Annotated in this window: 18 protein-coding genes; 10 read left to right on the forward strand and 8 right to left on the reverse strand. The window is 61.8% G+C overall.

What is annotated here, in order from left to right:
• Window position 1: 1 nt before the first annotated feature.
• From A6U98_RS12970 to A6U98_RS12985, 4 genes are all read right to left on the reverse strand, one after another.
• Window positions 2–1621 carry an ABC transporter substrate-binding protein gene (locus A6U98_RS12970; RefSeq protein ID WP_064650309.1) on the reverse strand — a complete coding sequence of 540 codons (1620 nt, stop codon included), beginning with the start codon at window positions 1619–1621 and terminating at the stop codon, window positions 2–4.
• 223 nt (window positions 1622–1844) lie between these two features.
• Window positions 1845–3242 (reverse strand): LLM class flavin-dependent oxidoreductase, encoded by a 1398-nt coding sequence (locus A6U98_RS12975; RefSeq protein WP_064650311.1) that lies wholly within the window; start codon window positions 3240–3242, stop codon window positions 1845–1847.
• A gap of 17 nt (window positions 3243–3259) precedes the next feature.
• The gene (locus tag A6U98_RS12980; RefSeq protein WP_064650313.1) at window positions 3260–4321 is read right to left on the reverse strand and encodes an ABC transporter permease; all 1062 of its coding nucleotides are present in this window, start codon (window positions 4319–4321) and stop codon (window positions 3260–3262) included.
• Window positions 4318–5802, reverse strand: a complete 1485-nt coding sequence (locus tag A6U98_RS12985) for a sugar ABC transporter ATP-binding protein (RefSeq protein ID WP_064650315.1) — start codon at window positions 5800–5802, stop codon at window positions 4318–4320. Before A6U98_RS12985 ends, A6U98_RS12980 begins: the two co-directional genes overlap by 4 nt.
• A 235-nt stretch (window positions 5803–6037) precedes the next feature.
• On the opposite strand from A6U98_RS12985, the gene A6U98_RS12990 reads away from it, so the two are divergent.
• Window positions 6038–7084, forward strand: a complete 1047-nt coding sequence (locus tag A6U98_RS12990; protein WP_064650317.1) for a substrate-binding domain-containing protein — start codon at window positions 6038–6040, stop codon at window positions 7082–7084.
• A gap of 80 nt (window positions 7085–7164) precedes the next feature.
• Window positions 7165–8373: an acyl-CoA dehydrogenase family protein gene (locus A6U98_RS12995; protein WP_064650319.1), complete on the forward strand. Its 1209-nt coding sequence runs from the start codon at window positions 7165–7167 to the stop codon at window positions 8371–8373.
• A gap of 75 nt (window positions 8374–8448) precedes the next feature.
• On the opposite strand, the gene A6U98_RS13000 is transcribed toward A6U98_RS12995, so the two are convergent.
• Window positions 8449–9666, reverse strand: coding sequence for an SfnB family sulfur acquisition oxidoreductase (locus tag A6U98_RS13000; RefSeq protein ID WP_064650322.1), 1218 nt, complete (start codon window positions 9664–9666; stop codon window positions 8449–8451).
• 322 nt (window positions 9667–9988) lie between these two features.
• On the opposite strand from A6U98_RS13000, the gene A6U98_RS13005 reads away from it, so the two are divergent.
• Complete coding sequence (locus A6U98_RS13005) at window positions 9989–11326, forward strand: LLM class flavin-dependent oxidoreductase (protein WP_064650325.1); 1338 nt, start codon at window positions 9989–9991, stop codon at window positions 11324–11326.
• Window positions 11327–11344: 18 nt separating this feature from the next.
• Here the strand turns inward: A6U98_RS13005 and A6U98_RS13010 are convergent, their stop codons facing one another.
• From A6U98_RS13010 to A6U98_RS13020, 3 genes are all read right to left on the reverse strand, one after another.
• Window positions 11345–11770, reverse strand: a complete 426-nt coding sequence (locus tag A6U98_RS13010; RefSeq protein WP_064650326.1) for a type II toxin-antitoxin system VapC family toxin — start codon at window positions 11768–11770, stop codon at window positions 11345–11347.
• Window positions 11770–12030 (reverse strand): type II toxin-antitoxin system Phd/YefM family antitoxin, encoded by a 261-nt coding sequence (locus A6U98_RS13015; RefSeq protein ID WP_064650328.1) that lies wholly within the window; start codon window positions 12028–12030, stop codon window positions 11770–11772. Before A6U98_RS13015 ends, A6U98_RS13010 begins: the two co-directional genes overlap by 1 nt.
• 103 nt (window positions 12031–12133) lie before the next feature.
• A complete protein-coding gene (locus A6U98_RS13020) occupies window positions 12134–13177 on the reverse strand; it encodes a substrate-binding domain-containing protein (protein WP_064650440.1) in 1044 nt (347 codons plus the stop codon).
• Between the two features lie 215 nt (window positions 13178–13392).
• Here A6U98_RS13020 and A6U98_RS13025 point away from each other — a divergent pair, with 215 nt between their 5' ends.
• From A6U98_RS13025 to pehA, 7 genes are all read left to right on the forward strand, one after another.
• The gene (locus A6U98_RS13025; protein ID WP_064650330.1) at window positions 13393–14427 is read left to right on the forward strand and encodes a Gfo/Idh/MocA family oxidoreductase; all 1035 of its coding nucleotides are present in this window, start codon (window positions 13393–13395) and stop codon (window positions 14425–14427) included.
• Window positions 14428–14438: 11 nt separating this feature from the next.
• The gene (locus tag A6U98_RS13030; protein ID WP_064650332.1) at window positions 14439–15341 is read left to right on the forward strand and encodes a sugar phosphate isomerase/epimerase; all 903 of its coding nucleotides are present in this window, start codon (window positions 14439–14441) and stop codon (window positions 15339–15341) included.
• 62 nt (window positions 15342–15403) lie between these two features.
• Entirely contained in the window at window positions 15404–16636 is a 1233-nt protein-coding gene (locus A6U98_RS13035; RefSeq protein ID WP_064650334.1) for a sugar ABC transporter substrate-binding protein, read from the forward strand.
• A 244-nt stretch (window positions 16637–16880) separates the two neighbouring features.
• Window positions 16881–17783: a sugar ABC transporter permease gene (locus tag A6U98_RS13040; RefSeq protein WP_003552007.1), complete on the forward strand. Its 903-nt coding sequence runs from the start codon at window positions 16881–16883 to the stop codon at window positions 17781–17783.
• Complete coding sequence (locus tag A6U98_RS13045) at window positions 17780–18607, forward strand: carbohydrate ABC transporter permease (protein ID WP_064650336.1); 828 nt, start codon at window positions 17780–17782, stop codon at window positions 18605–18607. The genes A6U98_RS13040 and A6U98_RS13045 overlap by 4 nt, the downstream gene beginning before the upstream one ends.
• Window positions 18604–19674 (forward strand): ABC transporter ATP-binding protein, encoded by a 1071-nt coding sequence (locus A6U98_RS13050; protein WP_064650337.1) that lies wholly within the window; start codon window positions 18604–18606, stop codon window positions 19672–19674. The genes A6U98_RS13045 and A6U98_RS13050 overlap by 4 nt, the downstream gene beginning before the upstream one ends.
• A 306-nt stretch (window positions 19675–19980) precedes the next feature.
• Entirely contained in the window at window positions 19981–21525 is a 1545-nt protein-coding gene (pehA, locus tag A6U98_RS13060; RefSeq protein WP_064650342.1) for a phosphoric/sulfuric ester hydrolase PehA, read from the forward strand.
• Window positions 21526–21559: the final 34 nt, after the last annotated feature.

Consider the following 21559-nt stretch of genomic DNA (forward strand, 5'->3'; position numbering starts at 1 on the left):
ATCACGATTGCAGCGCCGTATCGCCCCAGTTCGAGACGGCCCAGCGCGGATTGTCCGAGACGTTGAGCACGCTGTCGCGCGCGACGGTGATGAAACCCCATTCCGCGACGTTGATCAGTGGCAGATCGGCAACGACGAGCTGCTGGAACTTGCGGTAGAGATCGGTGCGCGCCGTCGTGTCGATAGTCTCCGAGGCCTGCTTGATGATCTTGTCGAGCTCCGGATTGACGTAGCCGCCCTGATTGGAGAAGGGCACGCCGGCTGGCGTCCCGGACTGGACGAGAATGGTGGTGGAGATCGCCGGATCACCGCGGAAGACCGGCGGACCGACGGCAAGGTCGAAGTCGTGGTCGGTATAAACAGCCTTCTGGTGCGCGGCCGCATCGGCATTGACGATCTCCGCATTGATGCCGATCACGGCGAGCGCCTGGCGAAGGTAATCGCCGAACTGCCGGGTCTCGTTGAAATAGGGCGCCGGGCGCAGTTTCAGCGTAAAGCGGTTGCCATCCGGTCCTTGCTTGTATCCTGCCTTGTCAAGAATGTCGTTGGCGGCCGCAGGGTCGAACGAATAGGCCGCGACATCGGGTGTATAGAACTCCGGCGCATTCTTCGGCACCGGGCCGGTCGAGGCGGCCGCATAACCGAGGAAGATGGTGTCGACCACGAATTTCTTGTCGATCGCCTGGGCGATTGCCTGACGGACCCTGAGGTCGGAGAGCTCCTTGCGGCGGTGATTGATCTCGACGACGAGCTGGTAGGTCAATGCCTCGTAGCCCTTCGAAATCACCTTGATCCCGGCGACCTTCGAGATACGGTCGAGATCGGCGAGCGGCACCGCCGAGAAGGCGGCAAGCTGGATTTCCTCGGCTTCGAGTGCTGCACCCGCCGCTTCGCGATCGGGCAGCACGCGGAAGATGATCTCGTCGAGTTTCGGCTGCTCCTTGTCCCAGTAATTTTCGTTGCGCGTCAGCCGGTAATATTCGCCGGGCTTGTGTTCGGCGAACTTGAACGGACCGGTGCCGATCAGCGTGTTATTGGCAGGGTTGGTCGCGATGTCGGTGCCGTCGAAAATGTGCTTGGCGACGACGCTGGTGACAACAGGCAGCGCGTTACGGATCAGTTGGAACGGCGTCGGCTTGGAGAAGCGGAAGATGGCGGTGTAATCATCAGGGGTATCGACGGCTTCGAGATTGGCGAAGACCAGGCGGCCGAGATTCTGCAGCGGCTTCCAGATGTTGAGCGCCGAGAAGGCGACATCGACCGAGGTAAACGGCTTGCCATCGTGCCAGGTGACGCCGTCGCGCAGCTTGAAGGTGACCGAAAGGCCGTCCGCCGCACCCTCCCAGGATGTGGCGAGGCGCGGTGAAAGCCCGTCCTTGCCGTCGAACGACGCTTCGGCGAGCGGCTCGATCACCTTGCTGGCGACGAAGAAGACACCGTTCGAGGCGACGATGGCAGGATTGAGGTTCTTCGGCTCGGAATCGGCCGCAACGATCAGCCGGCCGCCGCTCGGGGTGGTCTGCGCCGTCTGCGCGAGCGCCTGCCGGGCGAGCGCCGTCGAGGCAAGGAGCAGGGCAGTGCCCTTCATCAGCGTGCGCCGCGAGATAGATGATACGGTCATGACCCCTCCTGGTCGGTGAACAATTCGCCAGACTATATTCGAAGCGAAAAGATCATTGCGACGGATATTAAATTCAAATGCGCAAGCCGGGCGAGATATTTTTCCATCCTGCGCGCATTCGCGCGCTGCATAATTCCTTAATCGAAATCGATTTACAGAATTATGCAGCAATTCAGAGTGTTAGAGCGTCCTTTGCGCGTCTGAGAGGACGCGCGGCGGCCGGTCAGCCGCCGGCGGCAAGCCTGACCGGTTCTCCGGCGAGGTTGCGATAGGCCGCCCCCGGATGCGGCGCGACGAGCCGCGGCCCCGCTCCCCCAAGTTTTTCCCGCAACGTTCCCTTGGCGTAGTCGGTCTTGTAGACGCCGCGCTTTTGCAGTTCCGGGACCAGCAAATCGACGGCATCCTCGAAGCTCTCGGGCGTCACGGCATAGGCAAGGTTGAAGCCGTCGACATCGGTATCCTCGATCCATTCCTGCATCAGATCGGCGACCGTTTGCGGCGAGCCGACGAAAACAGGGCCGAAACCGCCGATGCCGACCCAATCGGCCATTTCGCGCACCGTCCATTCCTTGGTGGGATCGATGGTGGTGAAGGTTTCGACGGCCGATTGCACCGCATTGGTATGGCGGTGCCGCAGCACTTCGTCCGGCCCGAACTGCCCGAAATCGATGCCGGTCCAGCCGGAGATCAGTGTCAGCGCACCCTCGAAGGAGGCGTATTTGCGGTATTCGTTAAACTTCCGCTGTGCCTCCGCATCGGTCTCGCCGAGGATCACGGTCTGCAGGTTGAAGGCAAGGATTTCGCGCGGGTTGCGGCCGACGCGCTCGGCCGCCTCGCGGACATTGGCAACGTAACGCTTCAGCACAGGTTTCGACGGGGATGCGACGAAGATGCACTCGGCATGGGCGCCGGCGAAATCCTTGCCGCGGCTGGAGGCGCCGGCCTGGTAGAGCACTGGCGTGCGCTGCGGCGAGGGTTCGCTCAAGTGAATGCCGGGCACGTTGAAATGCTTGCCGGAATGGCGGATCGGGTGGACCTTGTCAGGATGGGTGAAGATACCGCTTTCCCGGTCGCGGACGACGGCGCCGTCCTCCCAGCTTCCCTCCCAGAGCTTGTAGCAGACCTCGAGATATTCCTCGGCAAGATCGTAGCGGTCATCATGCTTCGTCTGCGCCGGCTGGCCGATATTGAGCGCCCCGCTGTTGAGGTAGGAGGTGACGATATTCCAGCCGACACGCCCTTTCGTTAGATGGTCGAGCGTCGATATGCGGCGGGCGAAGGTGTAGGGGTGCTCGAAGGAGAGCGACGCCGTCAGGCCGAAGCCGAGGTGCTCGGTCTCGTAGGCCATGGTGGGGATCAGCTGCAGCGGATCATTGACCGGCACCTGCGCCGAATGGCGAAGTGCGGCGTCGACATTGCCGCTCAGCACATCGTAGACGCCGAGCACGTCGGCGATAAACAGTCCATCGAACTTGCCGCGCTCCAGCGTCTTTGCCAGATGCACCCAATAGTCGAGATCCTTGTAGGTCCAGGACTTGTCACGCGGATGGCGCCAGAGCCCCGGCGACTGGTGTCCGACGCAATTCATATCGAAGGCGTTCAGCCTGATTTCGCGGGTCATGTCTTTCTTCCTTGGAATTAGGGATTGCTGCGGCCGAGGCCATAGGTGAGGGCGAGTGCGCCGACGAGCACGGCGCCCTTGACGAAATCCTGGGTGTAGTAGGGAGCGTTCAGCATGGTGAGGCCGTTCAGCAGCACGCCGACGAAGACGGCGCCGGCAATGGTGCCGAGCACGTTGGGACGCCTGAGATTGAAGACGGCGAAACCGATTAACGCGGCAGCAACAGAATCCATCAGCAGCGAACCGCCGGAGGAAATGTCGCCGCGCCCGACGCGGGCGGCGATCACGATGCCGCCGAGCGATGCCAGCGTGCCCGATAGGACATAGGCGAGCGTCTTCAGCCGCACCGTCGAAGCGCCGGCAAGCCGGGTCGCGACCTCGTTGCCGCCGGTCGCAAACAACAGCCGACCGATGCGGGTGCGTTCGGTGAGGATGAAGAGTGCGATGGCGACCACCGCCATCAGCACCACCGAAACGGGCAGGGTGCCGAGGATGCTGTAGCGGCCGATCAGCAGGAAGGCCGGATCGTAGGCGCCGGTCGCCTTCGACCCGTCGGGTAGAGTGAGGCCGGCCGATATCGACCGGCCGGCGGTCGGGATCAACTGGAGGCCGGAAAGCAGAAACATCATCGCCAGCGTCGCCAAGAGATCCGGCACCTTCAGGCGGACGATGAGGAAGGCGTTGACGAGGCCGACCAGAGCGCCAAAGGCGAGCACCAGCGGCACCGTCGCATAGGCATCAAGGCCCCAGACGATCATCGCATAGCTGGCCGCCATCACGCTGGATGCGGCGACCGCGCCGATCGACAGATCGAAACCGCCGACGGCCAGCGTGACGGTGACGCCGGCGCCGAGAATGGCGACGACGGACACCGCCTGCAAGATGCTCATCAGATTGGCGATATTGATGAAGGCGGGTTGGGCAATGGTGAAGCCGACGATGAGCAGCGCCAGCAGGATGAACACCGCGCCCGCCCGCAGGAACGCCCCGAGGGCGGCGAGACGGCCGTTATCGGCTTGCGGCGATGCCTTCGGCCGGACGCTTGCCTGTGGAAGTGTGTCGTCGTCGATCGTCGTCATGCGGATATTCCCTGGATGGCAGAGGCAAGAGCGGCCCCGTCTGCCGCGGGCCTCAACACGTGGCGGTCGATGACGAGGATGCGGTCGGCCACCTCATAGGCCTCCTCCGGGTCGGAGGTCGCAATCAGCGTCGCCCGGTCGGTGCGGGCGCGGATTGCCCGGATGATGTCGTGACGGGCACCGACATCGACGCCCTGGAAGGGTTCGTCGAGCAACAGAAGCCGGCTCGGTTCGGCCTCCCAGCGAGCGATCACCGCCTTCTGCTGGTTGCCACCGGACAGCGACCAGACCGAGGCGAGCGGACCCGCGGCCTTGATGCCGAGACGCGCGATTGCCTGTTCGGCCTCGCGTCGTTCACGGCCGCCGACGAGGAAGCCGCTCGGATACCATTTGCCAAGATGCGGCAGGCTGATCGTCGCCGACAGCGAATGGCCCGGCCATGCCGGCGGCATCAGCGAGGAGCGATGACGGTCTTCGGCGGCCATGGCGACACCCGCCGCGATTGCATCAGCCGGGCTTTTCGGCCGGTACGGCCGGCCATCGAGGAACATTGTGCCGCCGGCAAGCGCCGTCTCGCCGAAGATCGCCTGGAGCAGCCGGCTCTTGCCGGCGCCGAGCACACCGGTCACCGCCACCACCTCACCCTCATGTAATGACAGATCGAAGGAGGTGGCCCCAGAGAGCAGTCTGATATCGCGCATCTCGAAAATCGCCGGACCGGTCGCAGGTCGCGCATCCGGCCGAGCCGCCTCCAGTCTGCGGCCGATCATCGTCTCGATGGCGCTCGAAAAATCGATCGGCCGCGAGAAGCTGCCGACGACGCGGCCGCCGCGCATGACGAGCGCGCGGTCGGCGATGGCTTCGAGATCGGCGGTACGATGCGAGATATACAGGATCGCCAGTCCGCGCTTGCGAAGCCTAAGCAGAATATCGAAGAGGCGCCGGCTTTCCTCTCCGGAAAGGCTTGCCGTCGGCTCGTCGAGAATGAGAAGATCGGCGCGGTTGGCAAGCGCCCGGGCGATCGCCACCAGCTGCCGATCGGCGCTGGTGAGTTCACCGAAATCACGGTCCAGCGGCAGACTGAAGCCGGCGGCATCGAGCATGGACTGCGCGGCACGGCGGATGCCGGCACGCGAGACGAAGAAGGGCGTGCTGCGATCGGCGAACCGGTTGAGCAGCAGGGCATCGGCAACCGTCAGGCCGGCGGCACCGACGAGATCCGTCGACTGGTGCACGGTGACGACGCCGGCCTTTGCCGCTTCGGCCGGACTGCGCGGCGCAAACGGACGACCATCCAGATTGATCGAGCCGCTATCGGCCGGAAGCACGCCGGAAAGAATCTTGACCAGCGTCGATTTGCCCGCACCGTTTGCACCCATCAGCGCCACGATCTCACCGCGCTCCATCGAAAGATCGGCACCGGCAAGCGCCCGCGTCGACCCGAAACTGCGGGTGATATTTTCAATGTGAAGAAGCGGCATCGATAGTGTCCGGGACTGCATTCGAAGCCGGAGTGTGCCCCGTCCGGGCGGTCGTACTCCAGGCACGCCTTTCCCTCACAAACTGTCCTCGGGAAACAAAGAATCTCCTGCAGCCCGTAAAATCGGATCATTTACTCTACTAAAAACATAGAGATTATATCTAATAATTCAACGCGTCGCGAGGGCTTCCAGACCTGTCAGACGACGCCTCCGATTTGCTAGAAGGAACGCGACGATGAAATCCCTCGCACGGCTCGCACTGTCTGCCGCCGTCATTCCGTTCATTTTCATTCAAGGCGCAAAAGCCGACGGTCTGTCCGGCGCTCCGGCCCCCTTCGATAAGGGTGGCGTCAAGGTGGCTCTGATCAGCTACATCTCGGCCGGTGATTTCTTCCAGGCCTACCAGGCGGGGGCTGAAGCCCAGGCCAAGGCGCTGGATATCGACCTGCGCATCTTCCCCGGCCGGCAGGATGCCGCAGAACAGCGCGAGCAGATCCTGCAGGCGATCAACCTCGGCGTCTCCGGCATCGTCATCGACCATGGCCTGCCGGAATCGCTGGGCGACGTCGTGCAGCAGGCGCTCGACAAGGGCATCAAGGTCGTGGCCTTCGACGTCAACCTCAACAACCCCAAGATTCCGCAGGTGGAGCAGAGCGATCACGAGCTTGCATCACTGGCGCTCGAACAGGTGGTGAAGGACAACGGCAACAGCTTCAACGCCGGTTATGTCTATGTCGCCGGCTTTGCGCCGCTCGACCGCCGCAACGAGGTCTGGGACAAGTTCAAGTCGGACAATAAAGGCGTGGTCGAAAAGGCGCGCTTCGGCAATGTCAGCGACACAACGGCGACCTCGACTGCCGATCAGGCGAAGGCCGTGCTGACCGCCAATCCCGATATTTCTGTCGTCTTCGCCCCCTATGACGAATTCGCCCGCGGCGTGAAGCTTGCCGCCAACGACCTCGGCATAGCAAACAAGCTCAAGATCTATTCGGCCGACGTCTCGACGGCCGATATCCAGGAAATCACCGAGGAAGGCAGCCCTTGGGTTGCGACCGTCGCGACCAATCCTGCCGTCGTCGGCGCCGTCTCCATTCGCGCCGCCGCACTCGAAATCGCCGGGCAGACGGTTCCTCACCAAATCACCGTGAAGCCGACGCTTCTGACGCAGGAAAGCCTGCGCGCAGCCGGCGTCAAGACGATCGAGGAACTGGCCGAAAAGATCCCGGTCTTCAGCACGAGCGATGCTGCGACCGCCAGCTGGATCCCGGACAAGCTGTTCTGAGACCACGCACTTCGATCCTTCCGGCGGAAGCCTCTGCGGCTTCCGCCGGATCATCTTTTTGGAGAATTGGAGTTCCGCCCATGAGCCAGTCCAATGTCGTCTTCGCGGCCAGCCGCAACCCGACGCGCGAAGACCTCTTTGCCCGTGCCGAGGATATCTCGGCCGACCTTTCCAGGCGCGCCGCAGACCTCGACCGCGAAGGCCGCCCGCCGCTTGCCGAAATCATCAAGTTGAAAAATGCCGGGCTGCTCAATGCGTTGCATCCCACGCAAATCGGCGGCGGTGGCCTCGATTGGGTCGACGGGCTGAGGCTGGTGCGCATCCTCGCCCGTGGCGAGAGCTCGATCGGCCAGTTGCTCGGCTACCACTATGTCAACAGCCAGTACATCTATTGGGCCCTCGATGCCGCACGCGCCCATGCGCTGGGTAGCGATACCGTCGCCAGGAACCTCTATTGGGGTGCAGCCGTCAATCCGCGCGATCCCGGACTGGTGCTCACCCGTCGGGGCAACGGCTATGTGCTGAACGGACGCAAGTCCTTCTCCACGGCGGCGCGGGTCTCCGATTACATCAATGCCAATGCGGCGCTCGACGACAAGATCGCCGGCTTCGCCGTGCCGACCAATCGTCCAGGCTACGTCGCCAACGACGACTGGGACAATATCGGCCAGCGCCTGTCCGACAGCGGCAGCGTCGAGTTCCGCGACTTTCCCGTCTACGAGGAGGATTTCGTCGGCGAGCCGGCTGCACCTGATGTGGCGCCGCCTGTATTGTCGACCTTCAACACGCCGTTCATCCAGCTGGTCTTCGTCAACTTTTATCTCGGTACCGCCGAAGGCGCGCTGCAGGCGGCCGTCGATTACGTCCGCAACACGACCCGGCCATGGATCACCTCGGGTGTCGAGCGGGCGGCGGATGATCCTTATATCCTCGAACGCGTCGGCGAATTCACTGCTGCGGTGAAGGCCTCGGCGGCCCTTGCCGACAGCGCGGCATCAGCCGTGCAGGCGGGCCTTGCCCGCGGCGGCGACGTCACCGCGCGCGAGCGCGGCGAGGCAGCGGCGGAAGCCTATGCCGCCAAGGTCCACGCCACCCAAGTCTCGCTTGACATCACCGCGCGCGTCTTCGAGTTGACAGGCGCGCGCTCGACGGCCGACAAATACCGCTTCGACCGGTTCTGGCGCAATGTCCGCACCCATACGCTGCACGATCCGGTTTTCTACAAGGCGAAGGAAGTCGGTGAATTCGTGCTGAACGACAGGATACCGGAGGTCAGCCTCTATAGCTGAGCGGCCATCCTTCATCGAAAGCAAAACCCCATCGCCGGCACCGGCGGTGGGGTTTTCGGTTGGAGAGGGGAGATTTCAGAGCGCGCCGTTCTTCGGCGGCGTCACGCCGTTCAGATGGTAGTTGCCGACGACGTGATATTTCCAACGCACGGGATCGTGCAGCGTATGGGTGCGGGCATTGCGCCAGTGGCGGTCGAGGTTGAGGCCTGTTTGTACCGACGAGGTGCCGGCAAGCTCGAAAAGCGTGTTCGAGGCCTCGAGCGCCACTTCGGTCGTCAGCACCTTCGCCGCAGCGACGGCCAGCGTGGCCGCGATCACCTTTTCCTCCGTCGTCTCGACCTGCGCGGCATCGACCTTGTGCCCGGCGCGCTCCACGAGAGCCGTTGCAGCTTCCAGGCGAATGGCGATCTGGCCGACCTTGGCGATCGTCAGCGGGTCGTCGGAGGCGCGCTCAAGGCCGCTATCCATCCAGGGGCGCGATTTCGTCCTGACGAACTCCAGCGTTTCGGCAAAGGCCGCCCGCGCGATACCGAGGTCGACGCCGGCATGGATGATCTGGCCGACGGAGCCGATCGTCGTCGGCCGCTCGAAGCCCTTGTGATGGAAGACTACGGAATCCGCGCTGACATAGACATTGTCGAGGATCGTCGTGCCGCTGCCGGTGGTGCGCTGGCCAAAACCGTCCCAGTCGTCGACGATCTCGACGCCTTCGGTGCCCTTCGGCACAAAGGCCATGGTCAACCGATCCTCCGGATCGAGCGCGAAGATGGTGATCCAGTCGGCGAAGAGGACGCCGGTCGAATAGAATTTGCGGCCATTGATCCGGTAACCCGGACCGTCGCGGGTGATGCGCGTATTGTAGTGGCCGACCGTCTTGGTGCCGCGCTCGGATAGCGCGTTGCCGAAACGATCGCCGGCCAGCACGCGACCAAAGAAATAACGCTGCTGCTCCTCGCCACCGTCGGTTCTGAGCGCCTCGAGAATATAGAAATGGTTCTGCGGGATCTGGCCGATCGAACCGTCCGCCTCAGACAGGATCGCGGTGATCTCGGCAAGCACGGCGTTGGAGACGTCAAGCCCGCCATATTGCGCCGGCACGGTGATCGCCAGAAGGCCGGACTGGGCGAGAAGATCGAGTTCGCTAAACGGCAGTATCCGGTCGGCGTCGCGCTCGGCTGCGCGTGCGGCAAATTGGGCCGCCAGTCTGCGGGCGGTAGCGATCGCCTCATCATCGCTGCCGATACGGTCGGCCACGGGCCGGATCTGGTCTGCTTGCCTCAGCACGGTGTTCATCGATGTCTCCAATTCTGACGAGCCTATCGGTGAAAGAAATTAAGCGTCGAGATAAGAGCACAAATTCTATAGATGCGATGGAAAATGAAAAGTGTTTGCTTATCAGGCTTAGACCGCCGCGATTATTGTCGCGGTCCAGCACTCGTGCGACGAAGTCGCCCGGGAAGCGATAAATTCCTGCCCAGAACTGGCGCTCCCGGTCTCGTTTTGACGATGGCGACCTCCTACGTAATCGATGTCAGGTGCGTCACCGCGCCGGTTGCAGAAATGAACGCCCAATGCGGGGCAGGGCGGCCGCCTTGCCCGATCCATGAGGAAAATCATGACCCGTTCACGGCAGTTGCGCCTCGGCGCCTTCATGCGTCCCGTCAGCCTGCATACCGGCGCCTGGCGCTATCCCGGTTCCTATCCCGACGCCAATTTCAATTTCGCCCATCTGAAATCCTTCGCGCAGGCGCTGGAACGGGCGAAATTCGACGCCTTCTTCATGGCCGATCATCTTGCCGTGCTCAACATGCCGGTCGAGGCGCTCAGGCGCAGCCACACCGTCACCTCCTTCGAGCCCTTCACGCTGCTGTCGGCGCTGGCGGCGGTGACGGAGCGCATCGGCCTCGTTGCGACCGCCTCTACCACCTTCGACGAGCCCTATCACATCGCCCGTCGTTTCGCCTCGCTCGACCATATCAGCGGCGGACGCGCCGGCTGGAACATCGTCACCACGTCGAACCCTGATGCCGCGCTCAATTTCGGCCTCGACGAACATGTGGAGCATGGCGAGCGCTATCATCGCGCCCGGGAATTCTACGACGTGGTAACCGGGCTCTGGGACAGCTTCGCCGACGATGCCTTCATGCGCGACCGGGAAAGCGGCCTGTTCTTCGATCCGGCAAAGATGCATGTGCTCGGCCACAAGGGCGAGGAACTCAGCGTCCGTGGGCCGCTCAATATCGCCCGGCCGCCACAGGGTTGGCCCGTCATCGTCCAGGCCGGCCAGTCGGACCCCGGCCGCCAGCTTGCCGCGGAGACCGCCGAGATGGTCTTCTGTTCGCCGCGCGACCTGGCCGCCGGCAAGGCGCTTTATGCCGATATCAAAGGCCGCATGGAAGCCATCGGCCGCAACCGTGACAATCTGAAGATCCTGCCCGCCGCCTTTATCATCGTCGGCGACAGTATCGAGGAGGCCCGCGCCAAACGCGCCACGCTCGACAGCCTGGTGCACTACGACAGCGCCATCGCCTCGCTTTCGATCGCGCTCGGCCATGACGCTTCGGGCTTCGATGCCGACGCACCGCTCCCATCAGATATTCCCGACACCAATGCCAGCAAGACCGGCCGCGCCCAAGTGCTGAAGCTTGCCGCGGAAGAAAATCTGACGGTGCGTCAGTTGGCGCAACGTTATGGCGGCTATGCCGGCCTGGCCTTCGTCGGCACGCCGGCAAGCATCGCCGACGAGATGGAGCGCTGGCTTTACGAGGAGGGTTCGGACGGTTTCAACGTCGTCTTCCCCTATCTGCCGCAGGGTCTCACCGACGTCACCGAACGGCTGGTTCCCGAACTGCAGCGCCGCGGCCTGTTCCGCAGCGAATACGAAGGCACGACGCTGCGCGAGCATCTCGGATTGCCGCGGCCGGAGAACCGGTTTTTCACGGCTGGTGCATGAGGCGCTGCTGCCGGCAGTTCAGGCTGCAAAACGCCAGGGATCGATGCATTCGACCCCTAGTGGGACAAAATGCGCGACATTGCGCGTAACAAGTTTCAACCCGTGTTCCAGCGCTGTGGCGGCAATCATCGCATCGGCGGAAGGGCGCCCGTCGGCTGTCGGCAACAGGCCGGTCCGGCGTGCCGTCGAGGCATCGAAGGGCAGGATGCGCTCGGCGAATTCGGCAAGCACGATCTCGTCCATCCAGCGGCAGAGATCATCGGCGAAACCAGGGTCATCCCTTGTCCGCTCGCGCTGGATGCCGAACTGGATTTCCATAATGGTGACCGCCGAGAGATAGGCATCGGCGACGGAAAACTCCTTCATGAAGTTCTGGAATTCCGTCGCCTGTCGTTCGACCCTTCGCGCAGCAGAGATGACATTCGTGTCGAGCAGAAACGCCATTAAAACTCGACGGTCCTGTTGTCGAATTCCAGCCGCTCAGGTTCGAATTCTCTTTCGTCAGCCCCCGGATCGCGCAGGGCCGCAAAGAGGGTCTTGGGCGCCTTCCAGTTCGCCTGGAATTCGGCATAGCTGACAAGCACATAGGCGGCCTCGCCGTGATCGGTGATCACGAGCGGCTGCTCGCTCGCCTCCTTCTTCGCTTTGCTTGGATTCTGATTGAAGGCGGCGCTGGTCATGAAGGACATTTTCATCGAAACCATCCATACTATATTTATAAAGAAATATACTACATCCAGCTCGCTTTACAAGATCGCCGAAATAGACGCGCCTCGCTTCTTCTTTCCGGAAGCAAGCCGATAGCGCTCAGCCCATGACCCCAACCCGAAATGCATCGCTTTCGCCCGGCATCAGTTCGAGGGGCCAGATGATGTTGCGCTCGCCTCCCGGATAGAAATCTCGATAAGCCGGCATGGTGGCGAGAAGCATCCGTCCGAGCGCGACGCCGAGATCGTAGAGCGAGATGCGAAAGCAGCTCAGCGACGGCTGCAGGAACCGTGCGCGCGGAGCGTCGCGGAAGCCGATCACTGCAAGGTCGCGGCCGGGCATGACGCCCGATTCCGTCAGGCGGCGGTAAAGGCCGATCGCCATCAGCTCGTAGATCAGGATCACCGCCGTCGGCCGCTCTTCGAGCAGCAGCAGCTCATGGGCCGCCTGATAGCCGCCTTGTTCGCTCGACCTGACGCGGATGACGAGCGACGGATCGAAGGGAATATCGTGCCGCTCGAGCGCCCGGCGATAGCTGTCGATAAAGAGATAGCCGAGATTGGCCTCGCTCGACGGCGCGGTGATCGCGATCCGGCGGTGACCCAGCGTGATCAGCCGCTCGACGGCATGGTCGGCCACGCCCTCGAAATCGAGATCGATCCAGGGAAAATTGCTGGCCGAAAGGCTGCGGCCGAGCGCGACGAAGGGGATCTTCGCCCGCGACAGAAAGTCGATGCGCCGGTCGACCCGCTGCGTGTCCGAGATGATCATCGCATCGACGATGCGCCGCGCCACCATCCGCTTCAGATATTCGTGCGGGTCCTCGTCGCTCGGGCAGGGCAACATGAGGAGGTCGAGCTTGTGGCGCGCAAAGACGCTCTGCAGGCCGCTGGTGACGCCGAGGAAGAAGTTGTCGGCGTTCTCAACTGTCTCCTTGCTGGATTCGATCATCAACCCGATGACCTTCGTCTCCCCCTGCCTCAGGCTCCGCCCAGACTGGTTGGCGACGTAGCCGAGTTCCTCGGCCGCCGCCAGCACCCGCCGGCGAGTTTCCTCATTGACATCGGGCTTGCCGTTCAGCGCGCGGGAGACCGTGCCTATCGAGATATTCAACTGTTCGGCAAGCTGGCGAATCCCCTTCATCGCTGACGATTTTCCCGGGAGCATGATGCCGAAAAGTGTGCGCGGTTTTCGGACGACATCATGCTCCATTTCTATAATTCAGATCCGTCCGGATCTGGGCCCGCAATTTCCCATTTGCCGTCTATTGACACCGCAAAATGTTTCCGCATACAGTCGTAAACGTTTACGGAGTGCGTGTCACGAGGAGAGTTGACACCGTTCCTCTGGAGGAAATCGTGAAATTCAGTGCCATTCTGTGCGGGTGCGGAGCTATGTCTAAAGGTTGGTTGCGCGCCATCGCTTCCAACCCTCTGCTGGCCGATTCCGTCACCATCGTCGGCCTCGTCGACCTGAACCGGGAGACGGCGGAAAAGCTTGCCGCGGAGTTCGGCCTTGAAGGCGCCGTCATCGGTTCGGATCTGTCCTACGTCATCGCGGCCACAAAGGCCGACCTGGTCTTCGACGTCGTCATTCCGGCTGCGCGCTACGACGTCGTTTCGACGGCACTCAAGGCCGGCTGCCATGTGCTCAGCGAAAAGCCGATGGCGGCCTCGCTTGCCGAGGGCGCTGCGTTGGTCGATCTTGCCGCCGAGACCGGCCGCATCCACGCCGTTATCCAGAACCGTCGCTTCATATCAGGCGTCAGGCGCCTGCGTCGTTTCGTCGAAAGCGGCGCGATCGGCGAACTCACCGGCATCCATTGCGACTTCTTCCTGGCGCCGCATTTCGGTGGCTTCCGCGAAGAGATGGACAACGTCCTGCTTCTCGACATGGCGATCCACACCTTCGATGCGGCCCGCTACGTCGCCGACAGGAAGCCGCTTGCCGTCTATTGCGTCGAGCGCAATCCGAAGGGTTCGTGGTACCGGCACGGCGCCTCGGCCAATGCCATCTTCGAATTTTCCGACGACATCGTCTTCACCTATCGCGGCTCCTGGTGCGCCGAGGGCGAGCGCACCAGCTGGGAAAGCCAGTGGCGCCTCGTCGGCTCGAAGGGAATGCTCACCTGGGATGGCGAGGAGAGTTTCAAGGCGACCATCGCCGGCGAAGAGCCCGGCCTCTTGCGTGGGCAAGCTTCCGTAAACGTTCCCGGTCCGGAACACGACGAGGAAACCCATGGCCACGCCAGCGTCATCGCCGACTTCATCGCGGCGATCGGCACCGGCAAACAGCCCGAGACGGTCAATTCCGACAATATCAGAAGCCTTGCCATGGTCTTCGGCGCAATCGAAAGCGCCAAGACGGGCAGGCGCATCGAAATTTCAGCATAGGATGACGTGACGTGAGCAACCCTGCAAAATCCATTCGTATCGGCACCATGGTCAGCGGCAACAAGGGCGATGCCGCAACCCGCATCGGCGAGATCGCCGGCATGGGCTTCGAAAGCTTCGAACCCTTCTTCTGGCAGACGACCAAGGGCCAGGACCTTGCTGAACTCGGCAAGCGCTGCCTCGATGCGATCGGCGACCGCGACATCACCATCTCGACGCTCGGCATGTTCGGCAATCCGTTGGAAGAGACCGCGATCGACCTCGAGACGCTGCAGGGCTGGAAGGACTGCATCGACAATGCCCATCACTTCGGCGCCACCTGCGTTGCCGGCTTCACCGGCCGCATCCGCGGCAAGCCGCTGACCGACAGCCTGCCTCGCTACAAGCAGATCTGGAGCGAGCTTGCCAAGCGCGCCGCCGACAAGGGCGTCAAGATTGCCTTCGAGAATTGCGCCATGGACGGCAACTGGGCAAGCGGCGACTGGAACATCGCTCACAATCCCGATGCCTGGGAACTGATCTTCAACGAGACGCCTGACGATAATATCGGGCTGGAGTGGGAACCGTGCCATCAGATGGTCTATCTGATCGACCCTTTGCCGCAGATCCGCAAATGGGCGCACAAGTTCTTCCACGTCCACGGCAAGGACGCGACCATCCGCTGGGAGGTCATCAAGGAACACGGCATCTTCGGCAAGGAAAAGTTCGTCTTCATGCGCACGCCGGGCTTCGGCGACAGCAACTGGACCGACATCATTTCCGAGCTGCGCCTTGCCGGCTGGTCGGGCTCCATCGATATCGAAGGCTGGCACGACCCGGTCTATCGCGACGCGCTTGAAATGACCGGCCAGGTCTATGCGCTCAACCACCTCAAGCATGCCCGGGGCGGCGAATTCGTCGTCGACCCCATCTGATGATATCGTTTCCGGCAAGGAGGAATTGCCGCAAACGGGGATAACCACAAAGGAGGAGAACCATGGCTATCCGCAAATATGCAATTCTGGGCGCTCTCGCGCTTGCAGGCGTCTCGCTGTTTGGTCTTTCGGCCAAGGCCGAAGACGTCACGCTGACGCTCTGGTCGCTGGACAAGGATATCCAGCCGGCGCCGAACCTCGTCAAGGAGTTCAACGCTCAGAACAACGGCATCAAGATCGAATATCGGCTAATCCAGTTCGACGACGTCGTCACCGAGGCGATGCGCGCCTATGCGACCGGTCAGGCGCCCGATATCATCGCCGTCGACAATCCGGAACATGCGCTGTTCTCGTCGCGCGGCGCCTTCCTCGATCTCACCGACATGATCGCCAAGTCGACCGTCATCAAGCCGGAGAACTACTTTCCGGGACCGCTGAAATCGGTCGAGTGGGACGGCAAGTATTTTGGCGTGCCGAAGGCGACCAATACGATCGCCCTCTACTACAACAAGGACATGTTCAAGGCGAAGGGCCTCGACCCGAACAAGCCGCCGCAGACGTGGGACGAACTGGTCGAGGACGCACGCAAGCTGACCGACCCCGCCAAAAACGTCTACGGTCTCGCCTTCTCGGCCAAGGCCAATGAGGAAGGCACATTCCAGTTCCTTCCCTGGGCTCAGATGGGCGGCGGCAGCTATGAGAACATCAATGCCGAAGGCGCGGTCAAGGCGCTCGAGGTCTGGAAGACGATCATGGACGAGAAGCTCGCTTCTCCCGATAGCCTGACGCGCGGCCAGTGGGATTCAACCGGCACCTTCAACTCGGGCAATGCGGCAATGGCAATCTCGGGTCCGTGGGAGCTCGACCGCATGACGCAGGAGGCGAAGTTCGACTGGGGCGTCACATTGCTTCCGGTTCCGAAGGAAGGCGCTGAACGCTCCTCGGCCATGGGCGACTTCAACTGGGCGATCTTCTCCACCAGCAAACATCCGGCCGAAGCCTTCAAGGCGCTCGAATATTTCGCTTCGCAAGACGACAAGATGTTCAAGAATTTCGGCCAGCTTCCTGCTCGCTCCGACATTTCGATCCCGGAAACCGGTCAGCCGCTTAAGGATGCCGCCCTCAAGGTCTTCCTCGAACAGCTGAAATACGCCAAGCCGCGCGGCCCGCATCCGCAATGGCCGAAGATCTCCAAGGCCATCCAGGACGCCATCCAGGCGGCTCTGACCGGTCAGATGAGTCCGAAGGACGCGCTCGATCAGGCAGCCGACAAGATCAAGGCTGTGCTTGGGTGAGGACCGTTTCCGCGCAGCCGAAGCAATCGATCCAGTGAATCGATTGCAGCGACGATCGCCCTGAGCCCAAAGCGAAGGGCCGGGGGTCGCAACTTGCTCCCTCTTCTCCCAGCGGGAGAAGAGGGACCGGAAGCAAAGCGTCATTTAACCGGATGAGCCTCGGTTCATCCCATCATTTCCTCCCGGCAGGGGCCGTCTTCCGCATCATGCGCCAGGCGGCCCCGTTCGGAGTATCGGAGGACGCATGAAAAGGATCCTGATGAGCGTCAGGGACGGTCGCGGTTTCGATATCGTGCTGGTCGCTTTCCCGCTCGGTTTTCTGTTCCTGATGGCGGGGCTGCCGCTGATCTACAATGTCGTGATGAGCTTCCAGGAGGTCGACATGTTCAGCCTCGGGACCTTCTCGCGTCCCTTCGTAGGCTTCAAGAATTATACCGACCTCTTCGCGCAGCCGGAAACGCTGCCGATCCTCTACAACACCGTCATCTTCGTCGTCGGCTCCATCGCCGGCCAGTTCCTGATCGGCTTCGGCCTGGCGCTGTTCTTCTGGGTCAATTTTCCCGGCGCCTCATGGATGCGCGGCCTGTTCCTGGTCTCCTGGGTGATGCCAGGCCTCGTCGTCGGCGCCATCTGGAACTGGATTCTCTCCGGTGATTTCGGCGTGCTGAATTTCATTCTGAAGGAAAGCGGCATCATCTCGGGCAACATCTTCTGGCGCTCGGACCCGCATTATTCGCTCTATGCCGTCATCATCGCCAATGTCTGGCTCGGCACCTCATTCAACATGATCCTGCTTTCCGTCGGCCTTGCCGGTATTCCCGCTGATCTCTATGAAGCCGCCGAGCTCGACGGCGCCAATGTCTGGCAGCGCTTCTGGACGATCACGCTGCCGATGATGCGCTCGACCATCGGCGCCATCATAGCACTTGGCCTGATCTTCACCTTGCAGCAGTTCGATCTTTTCGCCGCGATCACGTCGGGCGGGCCGAACAATTCATCGAATGTCACGCAATACTGGGCCTGGGATTTGTCCTTCCGCCAATACGACTTCGCCAAGGGCGCAACGATTTCCGTCATCATGATCGTCTTCGTCATGTTCGCGTCCGTCGTCTATGTCCGGTCCACACGCCACGAGGTGCGCGGATGATTACGACGAACCGCGACCGCCTGATGCTCGCCATATCGATCGTCATGGCAGCGATCTATCTGTTCCCGCTCTACTGGATGTACATCACCGCGCTGAAAAGCGGCTCGGAAATGTTCGCGACCCCGCCGAGCTTCTGGCCGGTTGCACCCCAATGGGGCACCTATGCCTATGTCTGGGAAAGCCGCGACATGGGCCGCTATCTCTGGAACTCGCTGGTCATCGCTCTCGGCTCCATGGCGCTCATCACCCTGCTTGGCGTCGGCTGCGCCTATGTGCTCGCCAGATACCGCAATGTCTGGGTGGATATCGGTCTCTTTCTCATCCTCATGCTGCAGGTTCTGCCGGCCTCGCTGATGATCACGCCGATCTTCGTCGGCTTTTCACAGATCGGCATGCTGAATTATCCACGCCTTGCCGTCATCATCGCGGTCGCGGCAAAGAGCATGCCCTTCTTCGTGATCCTGGTGCGCGCCACCTTTATGAGCGTTCCCCAGGAACTGGAGGAGGCGGCCCTGGTCGATGGCAATTCGCGCGTCGGCGCCTTCTTCAACATCGTGCTGCCGCTTGCTCGCAACGGCATCCTGGTCAGCGCCATCCTGATCTTCATGCAGGCCTTCGGCGAATTCGTCTATTCGAAGTCGATGATCCAGGCGGTCGATCTTCAGCCGGCAAGCGTCGGCCTCAATTCATTTATGGGGCCGAACACCAACGAGTGGAACAACATCATGGCCTACGCCACGATGTATGTGACGCCGATCCTTGCCATCTTCGTTCTCTTGCAGCGCCGCATCGTATCCGGCCTCACCTCTGGAGCCCTCAAATGACCACTCAGATCGAGCTCAGAGGCGTCAACAAATATTACGGCGCCTTTCACGCCCTGAAGAACATCGACCTTTCGATCGCCAAGGGTACTTTCGTCGCGCTCGTCGGCCCCTCGGGCTGCGGCAAGTCCACGCTGCTGCGCTCGCTTGCCGGCCTCGAAAGCATTTCGTCGGGCGATCTCAGGATTGCCGGCGAGCTGATGAACGGCGTGCCGCCGCGCAAGCGCGACGTCGCTATGGTGTTCCAGTCCTATGCGCTCTATCCGCATATGACGGTCGAGGAAAACCTAACCTACAGTCTTCGCATCCGCGGCATCGCCAAGGCCGAGGCCAAGAAGGCTGCCGAGGATGTAGCGGCGACGACAGGTCTTTCGCATCTCCTGAAGCGCTATCCGCGCGAGCTTTCCGGCGGCCAACGCCAGCGTGTCGCCATGAGCCGCGCCATTATCCGCCATCCCAAGGCCTTTCTGTTCGACGAGCCGCTGTCCAATCTCGATGCCGCGCTGCGCGTCCACATGCGCAAGGAAATCCGCTCGCTGCACGACCGGCTGCACGCAACCTTCGTCTACGTGACACACGACCAGGTCGAAGCGATGACGATGGCCGACCATGTGGTGGTGATGCGCGACGGCATCATCGAACAGCAGGGCGCGCCGCTCGACCTCTACGACCGGCCGGCAAACCGGTTTGTTGCCGGTTTCATCGGTTCGCCGGCGATGAATTTCATTCCCGCGATTGCCGCGGAAGACGGCAGGAGCCTGGTCCTGGATTTCGGCGCGGTGAAGCAGACGCTTGCGATATCACGCGCAATCGAGCCCGGACGTAAGCTCATCGCCGGCATCCGGCCGGAACATATCGGCGTCGTCGAGCCCGGACATGGCAGCTTCGACGTGCCGATCGCCTTCGTCGAATCGACCGGCTCCTCGACCTTCATCGTCGCGGAGACCCAGCCGGAACTGACGATCGTCGAGACGCGGCGCGACAGGGTCAAGGCGGGAGATATGATCGGCCTTTCGATTGATCCGGACCAGATCCATCTCTTCGACGCGTCGACGGACCACGTGGTATAGGCTCGGTCGGGCAGCCGATCGAGCTCAGCCGACGTCTGATCTTAGAAGACGTTGCCCGCCTCCTTGATTTTGCCGCGAATGTACGCTTCCGGTTCTCAAAGAACGGCAAAACGGACAGTACGCGCCGCGGTCAGGTCACACGCGGGCGGGCCGGCGATGAGCGTGTCGTGAATATTACAATTGCATGACGCTTCTGCAATAAAAGCGAAGAAACCCACGATCCGTTCAATGTCATGGAACTTTGAAAAAGTGGTCATCGCGCTGCAATAATCGCGGTTCAAACAGCCCCGCACAAGTGGGGGCTCCATGCGAAAGAAAAACGTTCTCCTCATCGTCGTTGACCAATGGCGAGCCGATTTCGTTCCGCACGTTCTGCGTGCCGACGGGAAAAACGATTTCCTGAAGACGCCTAATCTCGACCGGCTCTGTCGCGAGGGCGTGACCTTCAGGAACCATGTGACGACCTGCGTGCCCTGCGGTCCGGCCCGTGCGAGCTTGCTCACCGGCCTCTATCTGATGAACCATCGCGCCGTGCAGAACACGGTGCCGCTCGACCAGCGCCACCTCAATCTCGGCAAGGCGTTGCGCGGCGTCGGCTACGATCCGGCGCTGATCGGCTATACGACGACGGTGCCGGATCCGCGCACCACTTCGCCGAACGATCCGCGCTTCAGGGTGCTTGGCGACATGATGGATGGCTTCCATCCGGTCGGCGCCTTCGAGCCCAATATGGAGGGCTATTTCGGCTGGGTGGCACAGAACGGCTTCGAGCTGCCGGAGCATCGTCCTGATATCTGGCTGCCCGAGGGCGAGGACGCCGTTGCCGGCGCCACCGACCGTCCGTCACGCATCCCGAAGGAATTTTCGGACTCGACCTTCTTCACCGAGCGGGCCCTGACCTATCTCAAGGGCCGCGACGGTAAGCCCTTCTTCCTGCATCTCGGTTATTACCGGCCGCATCCGCCCTTCGTCGCCTCTGCTCCCTATCATGCCATGTACCGGCCGGAAGACATGCCGGAGCCGATCCGCGCGGCCGACCCGGACACCGAGGCTGCACAACATCCGCTGATGAAATTCTATGTCGACAGCATACGCCGCGGCTCCTTCTTCCAGGGCGCCGAAGGGTCAGGTGCAACGCTCGACGAAGCAGAACTGCGCCAGATGCGCGCGACCTATTGCGGCCTGATCACCGAGGTCGACGATTGCCTTGGCCGGGTCTTTAACTACCTCGACGAAACCGGTCAGTGGGACGATACGCTGATCATCTTCACCAGCGACCACGGCGAGCAGCTCGGCGATCATCACCTGCTCGGCAAGATCGGCTACAACGATCCGAGCTTCCGCATTCCACTCGTCATCAAGGACGCCGGCGAGAATGCACGCGCCGGCGCGATCGAAAACGGCTTCACCGAGAGCATCGACGTCATGCCGACCATACTCGACTGGCTCGGCGGAAAGATCCCGCACGCCTGCGACGGGCTGTCGCTGCTGCCCTTCCTGAGCGAGGGCCGGCCGCAGGATTGGCGCACCGAATTGCACTACGAGTACGACTTCCGCGACGTCTATTATTCCGAGCCACAGAGTTTCCTCGGCCTCGGCATGAATGATTGCAGCCTCTGCGTCATCCAGGACGAGCGATACAAATACGTTCATTTCGCAGCACTGCCGCCGCTGTTCTTCGATCTGCAGCACGATCCGAACGAATTCACAAATCTCGCCGACGATCCGGCCTATGCCGCGCTCGTGCGGGACTATGCGCAGAAGGCGCTCTCCTGGCGCCTGAAACATGCAGACAGAACCCTGACCCATTATCGCTCCGGCCCCGAAGGCCTGAGCGAACGCAGCCATTGATCCAACCCACCAGAGAACCCAAGGAGATATTCCC

Origin of the sequence: Rhizobium sp. WYCCWR10014 (genome assembly GCF_001657485.1) — a bacterium.
GTDB lineage: Bacteria > Pseudomonadota > Alphaproteobacteria > Rhizobiales > Rhizobiaceae > Rhizobium.